The organism is Blastococcus sp. TF02A-30, assembly GCF_003319185.1.
Classification (GTDB): Bacteria; Actinomycetota; Actinomycetes; order Mycobacteriales; family Geodermatophilaceae; genus Blastococcus.
In genome coordinates this window covers 392,755-406,635 of record NZ_QOHJ01000006.1, presented here as the reverse complement: position 1 = coordinate 406,635, position 13,881 = coordinate 392,755, and the positions used below count along the sequence as shown (strand labels likewise).

Sequence of the window (13,881 nt, the reverse complement as noted above, 5' to 3'; positions counted from 1 at the left end):
GCGTTGTGCGGCGCCCGGGTGGTCGAATGGAGCGCGTGACCGGACGCCGCCCCACCATCCAGCGGATCGACGACCCGGACGAGGAGGGTCCCGACGTCCGGCTCGCCGAGACCCGTGACGTCCCGCGGATCGCGGCCACGCTGACCGTCGCGCTCGCCGACTCCCGCTGGACCCGCTGGGCCCTGCCCGACGACGGCCGGATGCAGCGGCTCACCCGGCTCAACGAGCTGGACGCCGGCCACCGGGGCGTGGCCACCGGCAGCGCGTGGGTCACCGAGGACGTCGACGCCGTCGCCGTGTGGGAGCCGCCGGCCGGCACCGCGCCGCTGCCGGAGGACGTCGCCGACGCGCTGCGCCGCGAGCTCCCCTACCTGGCCGGACCCCGGGCCGGCGTCGTCGCCGAGACCGGGGCGCTGATCGCCGCGGCCCGTCCCTCGGAGCCGCACTGGTGGCTGGCCCACCTCGGCGTGCGGCCGTCGTCGCGCCGTCGCGGCCTGGCCGCGGCGGTCCTCGCGCCGGTGATCGTGCGCTGCGACGAGGAGCAGACGGTGGCCGCGGCGGCGGTGTACTCCTGGGCCAACACCCGGTTCCTGCGCGGCTTCGGCTTCGAGGTGGCCCTGGCCACCCGCACCTCGGACGACGAGCTGCCCGTGTGGGTCGTCGTGCGGCAGCCTCTCCCGCACCGATGAGTCGGGCCGGCCGCGCCGGTCGATAGGGGCATGAGCACCCCCACCGCACTGGACGTCACCTTCACCGCCCCGATCGAGAAGGACGGCGCCTTCCCGACCTACCTGGTGGTGCCCGGCTCCGCCGAGCTGCTCGGCACCCGCCGCGCGGTCAAGGTCACCGGGACCGCCGACGGCCACGAGTTCGCCGCCACGCTGATGCCGTCGGGCAGCGGCCCGCACTGGCTGCCGCTGCGGGCCGCGATCTGCTCGGCCATCGGCAAGAGCCGCGCGGGCGAGCAGGTGACGGTGCACCTGCGCGAGCGGCTCGGCTGAGAAAGCCGGCCGGCGACGTCGAAACGGCCGGTCGCCGCTCGTACAGGAGGTGAGCGGCCGGCACGGAGCCGCCGCCGACCCGAGGAGGACCACATGCCCCAGTACCTGCTCAACATCATCCAGCCGGTCGGCGAGGTGCCGCCGCCGGAGGACCTCGAGCCGGTGATGCGCGACCTGGCCGCGCTGAACGAGGAGATGAAGGCGGCCGGGGTCTGGGTGTTCGCGGCCGCCCTGCACCAGCCGGAGGCGACGACCGTCGTCCGGGCGGACGGCGACGGCGTGCTCGTCACCGACGGGCCCTACGCCGAGGGCACCGAGTTCGTCGGCGGCTTCGACCTGATCGAGGCGGCGGACCTCGACGAGGCGCTGGCCTGGGCCGGCAAGCTGGCCGGTGTCCTCGGTGGGCTGGCCGTCGAGGTGCGGCCGGTGGCGCAGTCCTTCTGATCCGATGGGCACCGATGCCGCCGCGCTCGTCGAGCGGGTCTTCCGCGAGCACTCCGGGCGCGCGGTCGCGGTCCTCACCCGCCTCCTCGGCGACATCGACGCCGCCGAGGAGGCGGTGCAGGACGCCTTCGTCACCGCGCTGACCCGGTGGCCGGCCGACGGCGTCCCGCCCAGCCCGGCCGGCTGGATCATCACCACCGCCCGCAACCGCGCGATCGACCGCGTGCGCCGGGAGGCGGTGCGCCCGGCCAAGCACGAGCAGGCGGCGCTGCTGCAGGTGCCCGAGGACCCGATCGAGGAGCACGTGGTGCGCGACGACCGGCTCCGCATGGTGTTCACCTGCTGCCACCCGGCGCTGTCGGTGCCCGCTCGCGTCGCGCTGACCCTCCGCCTGGTCGCCGGGATGACCACCGCCGAGATCGCGGCCGCCTTCCTCGTCCCCGAGCCGACCATGGCCCAGCGGCTGGTGCGGGCCAAGGCGAAGATCCGGGACGCCGGCATCCCGTACCGCGTGCCGTCGGAGGCGGAGCTGCCCGACCGGCTGCCGGCCGCCCTCGCCGTCGTCTACCTGGTCTTCTCCGAGGGGTACGCCGCGTCGTCGGGGAACCGGCTGGTGCGCGAGGAGCTCTGCGCGGAGGCCGTCCGGCTGGGCCGGCTCCTCGCGCAGCTGATGCCCGACGAGCCCGAGGTGCTCGGCCTGCTCGCCCTCATGCTGCTCACCGAGGCGCGCCGACCGGCCCGCACGTCACCGGAGGGCGACCTCGTGCTGCTCGCCGACCAGGACCGCACGCTCTGGGACCGGGCGCTGGTCACCGAGGGGCAGGAGCTGGTGCGGCGGTGCCTGCGGCGCAACCGCCCGGGCCGCTACCAGCTGCAGGCCGCGATCGCCGCGGTGCACAGCGACGCCGCCACGGTGGCCGGGACCGACTGGGCGCAGGTCGTCGCCCTCTACGACCAGCTGCTCGCCGTCGCGCCCAGCCCGGTCGTGGCGCTGCACCGCGCGGTGGCCGTCGCCGAGGTCTCCGGGCCGGCGGCCGCCCTGGCGCTGGTCGAGCAGCTGCAGCTGCCCCGCCACCACCTGCTCCCGGCGGTGCGCGGTGACCTGCTGCGCCGGCTGGGCCGCACCGCCGACGCGGTGGCCGCGTACGACGACGCCCTCGCGCTGGCCGGCAACGACCGGGAGCGGGCCTTCCTGCGGCGCCGCCGCGACGAGGTCGCGGTGTGACGCCGGCGCGCTACGTTCGGCGGCCATGACCGTCCTGGACTGGCTGCTGGACTCCGATCCCGCGATCCGCTGGCAGGTGCTGCGCGACCTGGCGGACGCGCCGGAGGACGTCGTGGCCGCGGAGCGGACCCGGGTGGCGACCGAGGGCTGGGGAGCCCGGCTCCTGGCCCTGCGGGACGACGACGGGCAGTGGGCCGGCGGGGCGTGCTTCCCGGCGTCCGGCTGGGACCCGGCAGCCGGCGGCGGGCAGCCGTGGACCTCGACGCTGCCCACGCTGGCGCTGCTCCGCGACCTCGGCCTCGACCCGGCGACACCGGCCGCGCGGGAGACCGCCGCGCTGGTGCGGGAGAACTGCCGGTGGGAGTACGACGACCTGCCGTTCTTCGACGGCGAGGTGGAGCCGTGCATCAACGGGCGGACGGTGGCCATCGGCGCCTGGCTGGGCCAGGACGTCGACCGGATCGTGCGCCGGCTGCTCGACGACCAGCTCGACGACGGCGGCTGGAACTGCGAGGCCGAGCTCGGCTCCACCCGCTCGTCGTTCGACTCCACGATCGACGTGCTGGAGGGGCTGCTCGCGTTCGAGCACGCCGGCCGGGCCTCGCCGGAGGTCTCCGCCGCCCGGCGCCGCGGCGAGGAGTTCCTGCTGGAGCGCTCGCTGTTCCGGCGGAGGACCACCGGAGAGCCGGCCCGGGCCGACTACCTCCTGTTCTCCTTCCCGCCGCGGTGGCACCACGACGTGCTGCGCGGGCTGGAGCACTTCCGGGTGGCCGGCGGGGCTCCGGACCCGCGGCTGGCGGACGCCGTGGAGCTGGTGCGCTCGAAGCAGCAGCCGGACGGCACGTGGCTGCTGGAGGGCACCCACGCCGGTGCGGTGCACTTCCCGCTCGAGGACGGTGACGGCCGCCCCAGCCGGTGGAACACCCTCCGGGCGCTGCGGGTGCTGCGCTGGGCCGGGGTCAGTCCCAGCTACGGCGCTGCTTCTTGAGCTGACCGCGCTGCTTCTTCGCCTCGATCCGCCGCTCCTGCGACCCGCGGGTGGGCTTCGTGCGGCGGCGGGCCGGGGCCGGCGGGGCGAGCGCGGCGCGGAGCACGGCGGCGAGCCGCTCCCGCGCGGCCTGCCGGTTGCGCAGCTGCTGCCGGTGCTCGCTGGCCGCGATGGTGAGGACGCCGTCGACCAGCCGGCCGCCCAGCCGGGAGGCCATCCGCGCCCGCTGCGGATCGCTCAGCCCCGGCAGCTCCAGCGGCGCGACCGAGAGCTCCACCCGGCAGTTCCCACGTTGTACCTTCGGGCCATGCCGACCCGCCTCGCCACCTACGTCCGGATCTCCAAGGACGACGCCGCCTCGACCAGCATCGAGAAGCAGACGGCGAACATCGCCCGCCTCATCGGCGACCGCTACCCGGACGCCGAGGTCACGGCCTTCGTGGACCGAGGCGTCTCCGCGTCGAAGAGTGCCAGGCGGCCCGCGTTCGCCTCCCTCTCGGCCCGGCTCTCGGAGTTCGACGTCGTCGTCTTCGACACCCAGGACCGGATCGCCCGTCGGCCGCTGGACTTCTGGACCTTCGCCGCCGCCGCCGAGGCCGCCGGGACGAGGGTCATCGGAGCCTCCGAGGACCTCGACCTGGACACCGCCGAGGGCGAGTTGACGGCAGGCATCCGGCTCACCGTCGCCCGGCACGAGGCCCGGCGCATCGGTGCCCGCGTCAAGGCGACCAACGCCTACCGACGCTCCAAGGGCCTCCGCCCCCTCGGAGGCCCGCCCGTCTGGGGCCTCATGCGAGCGGGCGACGGCTTCATCCCCGACCCGGAGCGTGGGCCGATCCTGCGGGACGCCATCGACCGCATCATCGCCGGAGACCTCTCCATCCGAGGCTTCGGCGACGAGCTGACCAAGCGAGGCATCCCCAGCCCCTACGGCCGATCCGCGTGGAACCACAAGGCCATCGTCAAGATCCTCCGGTCCGCCGCCCTCGCCGGGATGACGCCGACCAACGGCGACGTCATCCGTGGGGACGACGGTCTCCCCGTCGTCCTGCCCGGCGAGCACCTCCTCACCGTGGACCGCTGGCGGCGGCTCCAGTCCGTCCTGGACGAGCGTGCCCGGACGCGGCAGCCCGCCCAGCGCCACGGCCTCCCGCCGACCCTCCTCCACGGGATCGCCCGCGATGAGGCGGGTCACCCTCTCTACCGCCACATCGTCCAGGGCCGCACGACCCGCTACACCTGCCGCAAGATCGGCTGCACCGCGAGGACGTCCGTCGTCCAGGAGGCCCTCGACGCCTACGTCGTCCAGGAGTTCCTCAACGTCGTAGGCGACGAGCCCGAGACCGTCATGGAGGTCGTCATCCCCGGACGGGACGACGCCCGCCTGGGGGCCATCCGGGACGAGATCAAGAAGACGGCGGCAGCCCTGGGGGCCTCCCGCGATCCCGAGGAGATCCAGGCCCTCGCCACCCGCCTCGCCGCCCAGCGGAAGGCAGAGGGGGAGGCAGAGGCCGGGGGCGTCCACGGGAACGTCTACGCCTACACCGCCACGGGCCGCACCCTCGGCGACGCCTACCGTGCCGCAACCACCGACGCCGAGCGGGTCGCCCTGCTGACCCAGCACATCGAGTACGTCGTCGTCACGCCCAGCACTCGCGGCGGCAGCGGTCGCCGCATGACCGACCGAGTCAAAATCCAGTGGCTCGGCAACTGAGGAGCACCGTGCTCAAGCCCTGCACTACATGCGGTGAGCCGAGCGAGTCGTCCTTCTGTCCTGCTCACGCACCGAAGCGTGACCGCCGCGAGTTCGGCACGAAGCAGAGCGCGCACCGACGCGGCTACACGAGCCGCTGGCGACGCCTGAGCGCCGAGGCCCGACGGCTCCAGCCGTGGTGCTCGGACTGCGGGACGACCGAGGACCTCACCGCCGACCACCTCACCTTCCCCGCCTACACCCTCCGCGACGTGGACGTCGTCTGCCGCTCCTGCAACGGCAAGCGTCCGCCGCTCCGAGGTCCCAACGGCGTCGGCTCTCGTCCCCGGCCTGGGGAGGAGGGGCTCCGACGCGCTCTAGGGACCGGCGGAGGGAGGGCCGATCCCTGACTCTCATCGCTCCAGGACCCCGCCAAGGGGTCTAGGGGAGCCCTAGGAGGGCCTGGGAGCAGGAGGCGGGTCTCCCTGTACCCCTCCGGCTCCCCAGGAGTTCCTAGATGCCCCCTGCACGCCCAGGCCCCAAGGCCCCGATCACCGCCCCGCCCCTCGACTTCTCCGACCTCCCGCCTCGCGGCTGGAAGCGGATCGACGCCTTCGCCAAGGAGTACCTCAAGGTCCCCAAGGGAGTCGGGGCCAAGGAGCCCTTCCGGCTCCGCCGCTGGCAGCTCGACATCGTCAAGGGCCTCTTCCCCCAGCGTGTAAACGCCCGCCCTCGGCAGGGCCTCCTCTCCCTCCCGCGAGGCAACGGCAAGACCGCCCTCGCCGCCGTCCTGGCCCTCTACTGCCTCTTCGCGGACGAGGTCCACGCCGCCCAGGTCCTCGTCGTGGCGAGCGATGAGAGGCAGGCCGGACACGTCCTCCGGGCCGCCCTCGGCATGATCGAACTAGACCCCCGGCTGGACGAGCAGGTCCACGTCTACACGGACCGGATCGTCGTCCCGCACACCGGCTCGGAGCTGCGAGTCCTCCCCGCCGACGTCGGTGCCCTCCAGGGGTGGGATCCGACCTTGATGATAGTGGACGAACTCCACGTGGTGACCGCCGACGTGTGGGAGGCCGTCTCCTCCGCGTCCGGCAAGCGAGAGTCCTCGCTCACCCTCGCCATCTCGACGCCCTCGGACTCCATCGAGTCCGTCATGTGGAAGCTCGTGGAGTACGGCCGGAGCGGCGAGGACCCGTCCTTCTACTTCCGCGAATACGCGGCCCCGGCGGGCTGTGACCTCACCGACGAGGCTGCCTGGAAGATCGCCAACCCTGCCCTCGGCGACTTCCTCCAGATCGACGCGATGCGGGCCATGAGCCGCACCGTCCGAGAGCCCGCCTTCCGGCGCTACCGGCTCGGCCAGTGGGTCGGCTCCGAGGACACCTGGCTCAAGTTCGGCGTCTGGGATGCCCTCGCGGCCCCCGAGCGCACCGTGGAGCCCGGCACGAAGGTTGTCCTCGGCTTCGACGGCTCCGTCTCCGGCGACTCCACCGTCCTCGTCGGCTGCACCGTGGAGGCCAACCCTCACGTCTTCATGGTCGGCTCCTGGAACTCCGAGGGGCAGCCGGACGGCTGGCAGGTCCCGCGTGCCGAGGTCTCCTCCGCCGTCCGCAAGGCGTTCGCCGACTACGACGTCCTGGAACTCGCCTGCGACCCCTGGGGCTGGCGCTCCGAGATCCAGGGCTGGGCCGAGGAGTTCGGCGAGAAGCGGGTCCTGGAGTTCGACACCTCCTTCCGCAAGCGCATGGCTCCGGCGACGGACCTCCTCTACCAGGCCATCCAGGAGAAGCGGGTCTCCCACGACGCCGACGCCGTCCTCCGAGCCCACGTCTCCAACGCCCAGGCCGTCACGACGCCTCAGGGCGACGTCCTCCAGAAGGACGAGCGGAAGCGGAAGCGCCGGATCGACGCCGCCATCGGTGCCGTCGTCGCGCACGCGAGAGCCGTCCACCACTTCACCAACAAGCCCCGTAGGAGAGCCCTCTCGTGGTGACCATCCCCGACCTCGCCGCATCGTTCGGCGACCAGCTCGACCGCCAGGCCCCCGACCTGGCGACCCTCGACCTCTACCTGGAGGGGCGGCAGCCTGCCGCGTTCCTCTCGCCGGAGAGCCGCAAGGCCCTCGGCAACCGTCTCGACGTCCTGAGCGTGAACTTCCCCCGCCTCGTGGTGGGCTCCCTCGCCGAGCGCCTCCGCCTGGAGGGCTTCAAGGCTCAGGACCCCGCCGTCGGGGCCGACCTCTGGCGGGTCATGAAGCGCAACCGGATGGTGGACGGGGCCGCCGCGACGCACTACGAGGCCCTCGCCCTCGGTCGCGCCTACGTCATCGTCTGGGCGGGTCGGACGCCGGAGACGCCCCTCGTGACCGTGGAGAGCCCGCGTCAGGTCGCCGTCCAGCTCGACCCGGCGACCGGCGAGGTCACCTCCGCCGCCAAGCGGTGGCGGGACGGGGACCGGGCCTACATGACCCTCTTCACGCGAGACCGCATCTACAAGCTCGTCTCCTCCGAGAAGCTCTCCGACGCCCAGCCCATCGGCGGCGTGGAGTGGAGCATCCGCGAGGAGCTGGAGAACCCTCTCGGCGTCGTGCCGGTCGTGCCCTTCATCAACCGGGGCCGCCTCCTCGACGTCTACGGGCGCTCCGAGATGGTGGACGTCATGGCGCTCACCGACGCCATCAACAAGATCACCTCTGACATGCTCGTCACCTCGGAGTTCTACGCCCGCCCCCGTCGGTGGGCCACTGGCCTGGAGATCCAGGAGGACGAGGACGGCAACCCGATCAACCCCTTCACCGAGGGTGCCGCTCGGGTCTGGCAGTCCGAGTCCCCGGAGACCCGCTACGGGCAGTTCGACGGTGCCCGGCTCGACGGCTACTCCGACGCCCTCGCCACCCTGACCCAGCAGCTCGGAGCCCTCACCGGCCTCCCGCCGCACTACCTGGGCCTCCACGGCGATCAGCCCGCGAGCGCCGACGCGATCCGCTCGGCGGAGGCGTCGCTCGTCTCGGCGGCTCGTGCTCGGATGCGGACCTTCGGGGACGCCTGGGCCGACGTCGCCCGTCTGGTCTTCGCCGTCCAGCACGGCACCGACCCCGAGGCCCTGGAGGTCGAGACGCTCTGGGGCGACCCGGAAACGCGGACCCCGGCCCAGAGTGCCGACGCGGCGACCAAGCTGCGGAGCATGGGCGTCGCACTGGAGACCGTGGAGGACGTCGTCCTCGGCTGGACGCCGGAGCAGATCGCGGCGGACCGCAAGGCCCGTCGTGCCGAGGCCCTGGACGCCTCCCTCACCGACCTCACCGCCGTCCTGCCCCAGAGGCCGGCGACTTCCCCCGAGGCTCAGGCGGCGTGACCGAGACCCGCGAGGACACCGACCTCACCCGAGCCTTCATGGGTAGGGCGGACGCCGTCGGGAGCCGCCTCGTCGGCCTCCACGCCGCCTACCTCGCGGGCCGCTTGACGCTGGACGAGTTCATCGACGCCGCCGCCCTCCTCATCGGAGCGGCACAGGCGCAGATGTACGGCCTCGCCGACGCCTCCCTGGCCGCTTGGGTCTCCGCCGAGACTCAGACGGCCGTCCCGGCGCTCGGCATCGTCGCCCCGGACAACGGCCCCGGCCTCCGCGAGGGGCTCTCCGCCCTCCTGGCCGTCGTGGACCCCGAGGACCCCGCCGCCCGCGTCGCCCGCATGGGACGCGCCGAGACGGCGGGGGCCTTCCAGGACGGCTACTCCGAGGCGATGCGGGAGCGCCGGGACGTCGTGGGCGGCTACGTCCGCGTCCTCAACGCCTCGGCGTGCGAACTCTGCGTGTGGCTCTGGCGGGGCGGCTACGTCTGGCCCGCTGGCAAGTCCTTCCACCGGCACCCTGGCTGCGGCTGCCACCCCGGTCCGGTGCTGCGGGGCTGAGGCCCAGACGCGGCGGAGGGGCGGCCCGGTGGGGTTTTACCTCTCTGAGGTGAGGTTTTACGGGACTCTTCTATTACCTCCTTATAGAGCCGCCTCCTATAAGGGGGAAATAGAAGAAGCCCGTAAAACCTCACCCAGGAGATGCAAAACCCCACCCAGCCGGGCCGCCCGGCCACCCCCTCCCCCGCGTCCTGGGCTCGGAGACGAAGTTCCTCCAGAAAAACGCTCTGCCGGTGAGCAGACCGAGGGGTTCTCGCAGACCTCCTAAATACCTGAGGAGAGGTCTCTGCCGGACCGCTCCGCCGGTGATACCGCCGAGCCGGATCGCTCGCAGACCTCCTTGATGCCCCACCCCTACGACCCGAGAGGGCGCTCCCCAGTCATGCCCTACATCGCCGACCCTGACGAGGCGACGGTGGCCGACGTCGGCCGCCGACTCCTGGCCGTCTTCCTCCGCCCCAGCGAGGCCGAGACCATCCGCATCCCGCGATCCAAGCTCCACGAGATCGCCGCCCCCGACCTCCGCAAGGAGGACTTCTACGAGGCCATCCGCCGCCTCGCCGAGCAGACCCACTCCGTCGCCGAGGCGACCGGGACGGGCCGCCGGGCCGACGTCGTCCTGACCCGCACCAACGAGGACGTGGGCGGCTGGGAGTTCCTCTTCTACGACGACTTCCCCGACGACTTCGGCCTGGGGGAGGTCGTCTCGCTCCTCACCGACGCCCACGGCCTCGACGTCTCCACGCCGCTCCCCGATGACCTCCTGGTCGCCCGCAAGCAGCGCGAGCCGATCAAGCACGACCCCGACGTCCCCCGGACCTGCGGCAAGTGCGGCGAGACCAAGGAGACCAGCCACTTCCTCCGGCGCTCCTCCGACCCGGCGGACCGCGACTACCACCGCTTCCAGTCCTACTGCCGCGAGTGCAACGCCGCCTACCAGAAGGACAACCGCCCCTACGACGCCCGCGTCCGCATGGACCGCTGGGGCACCGGCAGGACGGGCCGCATCCGGCCTGGCGGACGTCACCCGAACAACCCCACCTACCGCTACCAGTTCACGAACTGAGGCTCCCCATGACCCTTCACCGTCTCCCCGATCCCGTCCCCGCCTCCGCGTCCGTGGAGGACCGGCTGGACAACATCGACGCCCGCATCGACGTCCTCATCGACGGCATCAAGGAGATCCTCTCCGAGGTCACCGCCCTCCGGCAGCGCATGGAGGCGACCCGATGAGCGCCTACGCCAAGAGCGGCTTCGCCAAGGACGCCAACGGGCGGACCTACGAAGAGCGCATGGAGACCCAGCGCCGCGAGGACCTGGAGGCCGAGAACGCCCGCCTGCGGCGTCGCCTCCGCGAGTCCGCCCGTCAGGCCCCCAGCACCTCACGACCCTTCCGAGGATGGCGATGACCAACCCCGCCCCCGAGACCCCGGAGACCCCGGAGGTCGAGACCGAGCCCACCGAGACGCCGGAGACCCCGGAGCCGGAGGGCGACACCTTCCCGCGTGAGTACGTGGAGAGGCTCCGCCGCGAGAACGCCGAGCAGCGGACCAAGGCCAAGCGGGCCGACGACCTCGCCGCCCGCGTCTTCCGGCTGGAGGTCGCCGCCACGGGACGCCTCGCGGACCCGAGTGACCTCCCCTACGACGAGGCCCTCCTGGAGGACCCGGCGGCGCTGGCCTCGGCCATCGACGCCCTCCTGACCGCCAAGCCGCACCTCGCCTCCCGGCGTCCTCGCGGCGACGTGGACCAGGGCGTCCGCGAGACCGCCCAGCCGTCCGCCGGGTGGGGCTCCCTCTTCTCCTGACCCACTAGACCCCGGAGCCGCCGTCGTCGTGCTGGGGAGCCCGACGGCGGCTCCGGCCTCCACTCCCCACCCATCCCCAGCTCCGCCCTCCCTCGCGTGTCTCGTCAGGACTTCCGCGAGCTACTGAGGGCGGCCCCGCCGAAGGCCCTCTTCGCGCCTCCCTGGAGTTGCCCAGGTCGAGAGCTGCGACGGGGGCCTTCGGCGTCTCGGGCGTCAACGCCCGCTTGACCTTCCCCCTCTTCCTCCCCGGCGTCCCGGCGTCGCCCTGGGAGGTCGCCCGCAACGGCCCTGGCGGCCTCTGGGCTCCCCCATCCCTCACCGCTCAGAAGGAGCAACCCCGTGGCTCTCTACGCCGCCAACGTCCCCGAGGGCGTCAAGCCCGACGGCTACCACGACCTCATCCTCGTCGGCCTCCAGACGGAGTCCGTCGCCGCCGCCTCCGGCGTCGCCGTGGCGAACACCACCAACGCCTCCCTCCACATCCCCCGCGTGACCGCCGACACCACGGCCAAGTGGGCGTCCGAGGGCGAGGACCTGGAGGTCGCCAACCCGGTCCTGGACGAGATCACCTCGACCCCCAAGAAGGTCGGCGGGGTGATCCGCGTGAGCCGCGAGCTGGCGCAGGACTCCAGCCCGGCGGCCACCAAGCTCGTCGGTGACTCGCTGACGCGGGCCATCGCCGTCGCGCTGGACAATGCCTTCTTCACCAACTCCGGCACCCAGACCAAGGCCCCGGTCGGCCTGCCCGGCGTCACCGGCTTCACCCCGATCTCGGGCACCGCGACCAACCTGGACTCCTTCACCGAGGCGCAGGTCAAGGCTCTCGGCAACCGCACGCAGGTGCGCGCTTGGTACATGGCGGCCGCGACTTATTTGCGGTTCGCGGGGATCAAGCAGGCGACCGGCTCCAACGTCGGCCTCCTGGAGACCGGCTTCTCCATCAACGGCATCCCGGTCTACATCACGGAGAACCTGCCGCTGAACACGGTCTACGGCCTCGACACCGCCCAGGCCCTCATGGTCGTCCGCGACCGGGCCAAGGTGGAGGTCTCCGACCAGGCGTTCTTCGAGACCGACGAGGTCGCCGTCAAGGTGACCATGCGGGTCGACTTCGCCTTCCCCCAGGCCAAGGCCGTCACCAAGCTGACCATCGCCGCCTGACCAACCCTCGACGCCCCGACCGCTCAACTCTGAGCGGTCGGGGCCTTGAGGTCGTTTACACGATGGTCCCTGGAGGCCCCCGCTAATGAGCTACCCCGCAACCTGGCAGGCCGGGGACGTCGTCGGCCGCAACTACGTCCCCCGATCCCACTTCCTCGACGCTGGCACCCCTGCCGCTCCTGCCGCGTCCGACATCACGCCCTGGTCCTCCGGGTCCGTGGCGGCTCGTGACGTCGGCAACGGCTACGGCAACGTCCAGCGGCTCTCCGGCTTCACCGCCACTAAGATCGCTCTCCCTGCCGAGGTCTCCACCGTGGGGGAGACGACCTACTCCCTCAAGATCCTCGGCCTCGCCACCGACGGCACGACCAAGGTCGGCCTCATCGCCACGAACGCCGCCGACACCGTCCCGGTGACCGGCTACGCCGTGGCCCTGCCTCAGGCATCGGCGTACCAGTGGTACGAGGTCACGATCAAGGTCCCCACGAAGGCGTGGAAGGACTCCCTCGGTCGGGACGTCACGCCGAGCGGGATGAGCCTCCTCATCACGACCGGCACGACCACGACCTTCGGCTTCGCGATGGTCCGCCTGGACGAGGTCGGCTCCCCGATCCCGCTCCGGCTGGACGGCGGCCTGCCCGACGACCTGCGCTTCGCGTTCGACTACACCGGCACGGCCAACCGCTCGACGTCCGTGGCGACGGCGCTGGTCCCCTACCCGGCTCCGGTGACTACGCCGGGCCAGGGTCCGATCCCGAGCTTCACCGTGGACGTCCTGGACCGCACCGTCTCCGTGGACGCCTCCGGCACCGTGGACCCGGAGGGTGACCCGATCACCTACGCCTGGGACTTCGGGGACGGCTCCTCGGAGTCCGGCGTGACCGCGTCCCGCACCTTCGCGGCGGACGGCTCCTACCCCGTCAAGCTCACCGTCACCGACCCCAGCGGTGCGCCCGGCGTCATGACGAAGACGGTGACCGTCTCGACGGTGCCGGTCGTCACGCCGGAGCCGGAGGCCCCGAGCCTCCCCATCTCCGACCTGGCCGCCGACGTCGTGACCTTCATGGGCCGCGAGGGAGACGCCGGACTGGAGGCCCTGGCAGCCGTCCACGTCCCCATCGTGGCGGAGCTGGTCACCGCCTACGTCCGTGGACGCGGGCCGACCCGCAACGGCCTCGGCCTCGGCGAGTTCTCCTTCCCCGCCGACCTGCGAGCCGTGGTCGTCACGGCGAGCGCCCGGCTCCTCGCCAACCCCGCCCAGCTTGAGAGCGAGTCCGCCGACGGCTACGCCGCCCGAGGCAGCTTCTCGTCCTTCTCGCTGGCCGAGCAGGCCGTCCTCCACCGCTACCGGAGGCGGGTCGCGTGAACTTCCCCGACCGCGTGACCCTCGTGGACGGGGCCACCGAGACCCCGGCCTACGCCCTGGTCATCCTCATCTCCGCCAAGGAGGCCGAGGGCGTCTTCAACATCTCCGACGTCTCGGTCCGCGTGCCGCCCGGCTACCCGGTCCTCCCCGTGACCGGCTCCATCCGCGTTGAGAGCGGCCCCCTCGCGGGCGAGTACAACGTGAGCCAGGTGCGCCCCAACCGGCACCACACCCGCTACGTCGTAAGCCGAGCCACGACCGGCTGATCGTCGGTACAACGTGGGA

Annotated in this window: 17 protein-coding genes; 16 read left to right on the top strand and 1 reads right to left on the bottom strand. The window is 72.6% G+C overall.

Features of this window, described 5'->3' with window-relative positions; all coding sequences use genetic code 11:
* Positions 1–35 precede the first annotated feature (35 nt).
* From DQ241_RS15870 to DQ241_RS15850, 5 genes are all read left to right on the top strand, one after another.
* Positions 36–689, top strand: coding sequence for a GNAT family N-acetyltransferase (locus tag DQ241_RS15870; RefSeq protein WP_233492479.1), 654 nt, complete (start codon positions 36–38; stop codon positions 687–689).
* Between the two features lie 30 nt (positions 690–719).
* Complete coding sequence (locus DQ241_RS15865) at positions 720–1,001, top strand: DUF1905 domain-containing protein (protein WP_113831140.1); 282 nt, start codon at positions 720–722, stop codon at positions 999–1,001.
* A gap of 93 nt (positions 1,002–1,094) precedes the next feature.
* Complete coding sequence (locus DQ241_RS15860; protein ID WP_113831139.1) at positions 1,095–1,445, top strand: YciI family protein; 351 nt, start codon at positions 1,095–1,097, stop codon at positions 1,443–1,445.
* A 4-nt stretch (positions 1,446–1,449) separates the two neighbouring features.
* Positions 1,450–2,670: an RNA polymerase sigma factor gene (locus tag DQ241_RS15855; RefSeq protein ID WP_113831138.1), complete on the top strand. Its 1,221-nt coding sequence runs from the start codon at positions 1,450–1,452 to the stop codon at positions 2,668–2,670.
* A gap of 25 nt (positions 2,671–2,695) precedes the next feature.
* On the top strand, positions 2,696–3,658 hold the full coding sequence (locus DQ241_RS15850; protein WP_113831137.1) for a hypothetical protein: 963 nt from the start codon (positions 2,696–2,698) through the stop codon (positions 3,656–3,658).
* Here DQ241_RS15850 and DQ241_RS15845 read toward each other — a convergent pair.
* Positions 3,630–3,935: a peptide chain release factor-like protein gene (locus tag DQ241_RS15845; RefSeq protein WP_233492478.1), complete on the bottom strand. Its 306-nt coding sequence runs from the start codon at positions 3,933–3,935 to the stop codon at positions 3,630–3,632. The genes DQ241_RS15850 and DQ241_RS15845 overlap by 29 nt on opposite strands.
* Positions 3,936–3,965: 30 nt before the next feature.
* Between DQ241_RS15845 and DQ241_RS15840 the strand changes: the two genes are divergently transcribed.
* From DQ241_RS15840 to DQ241_RS15795, 11 genes are all read left to right on the top strand, one after another.
* A complete protein-coding gene (locus DQ241_RS15840) occupies positions 3,966–5,372 on the top strand; it encodes a recombinase family protein (RefSeq protein WP_113831136.1) in 1,407 nt (468 codons plus the stop codon).
* A gap of 496 nt (positions 5,373–5,868) precedes the next feature.
* Positions 5,869–7,347 (top strand): terminase TerL endonuclease subunit, encoded by a 1,479-nt coding sequence (locus DQ241_RS15835; RefSeq protein WP_113831135.1) that lies wholly within the window; start codon positions 5,869–5,871, stop codon positions 7,345–7,347.
* Positions 7,344–8,708, top strand: coding sequence for a phage portal protein (locus tag DQ241_RS15830; RefSeq protein ID WP_158545948.1), 1,365 nt, complete (start codon positions 7,344–7,346; stop codon positions 8,706–8,708). The genes DQ241_RS15835 and DQ241_RS15830 overlap by 4 nt, the downstream gene beginning before the upstream one ends.
* Entirely contained in the window at positions 8,705–9,262 is a 558-nt protein-coding gene (locus DQ241_RS15825) for a hypothetical protein (RefSeq protein ID WP_113831133.1), read from the top strand. Before DQ241_RS15830 ends, DQ241_RS15825 begins: the two co-directional genes overlap by 4 nt.
* A 382-nt stretch (positions 9,263–9,644) precedes the next feature.
* Positions 9,645–10,328 carry a hypothetical protein gene (locus tag DQ241_RS15820; RefSeq protein ID WP_113831132.1) on the top strand — a complete coding sequence of 228 codons (684 nt, stop codon included), beginning with the start codon at positions 9,645–9,647 and terminating at the stop codon, positions 10,326–10,328.
* An 8-nt stretch (positions 10,329–10,336) separates the two neighbouring features.
* Complete coding sequence (locus DQ241_RS20635) at positions 10,337–10,495, top strand: hypothetical protein (protein WP_158545947.1); 159 nt, start codon at positions 10,337–10,339, stop codon at positions 10,493–10,495.
* A complete protein-coding gene (locus tag DQ241_RS15815; protein WP_113831131.1) occupies positions 10,492–10,671 on the top strand; it encodes a hypothetical protein in 180 nt (59 codons plus the stop codon). Before DQ241_RS20635 ends, DQ241_RS15815 begins: the two co-directional genes overlap by 4 nt.
* The gene (locus DQ241_RS15810; protein WP_113831130.1) at positions 10,668–11,069 is read left to right on the top strand and encodes a hypothetical protein; all 402 of its coding nucleotides are present in this window, start codon (positions 10,668–10,670) and stop codon (positions 11,067–11,069) included. Before DQ241_RS15815 ends, DQ241_RS15810 begins: the two co-directional genes overlap by 4 nt.
* A gap of 339 nt (positions 11,070–11,408) precedes the next feature.
* Complete coding sequence (locus DQ241_RS15805) at positions 11,409–12,230, top strand: phage major capsid protein (protein WP_158545946.1); 822 nt, start codon at positions 11,409–11,411, stop codon at positions 12,228–12,230.
* 85 nt (positions 12,231–12,315) lie between these two features.
* Complete coding sequence (locus DQ241_RS15800; RefSeq protein ID WP_113831128.1) at positions 12,316–13,596, top strand: PKD domain-containing protein; 1,281 nt, start codon at positions 12,316–12,318, stop codon at positions 13,594–13,596.
* Positions 13,593–13,862, top strand: a complete 270-nt coding sequence (locus DQ241_RS15795) for a hypothetical protein (protein WP_113831127.1) — start codon at positions 13,593–13,595, stop codon at positions 13,860–13,862. Before DQ241_RS15800 ends, DQ241_RS15795 begins: the two co-directional genes overlap by 4 nt.
* Positions 13,863–13,881: the final 19 nt, after the last annotated feature.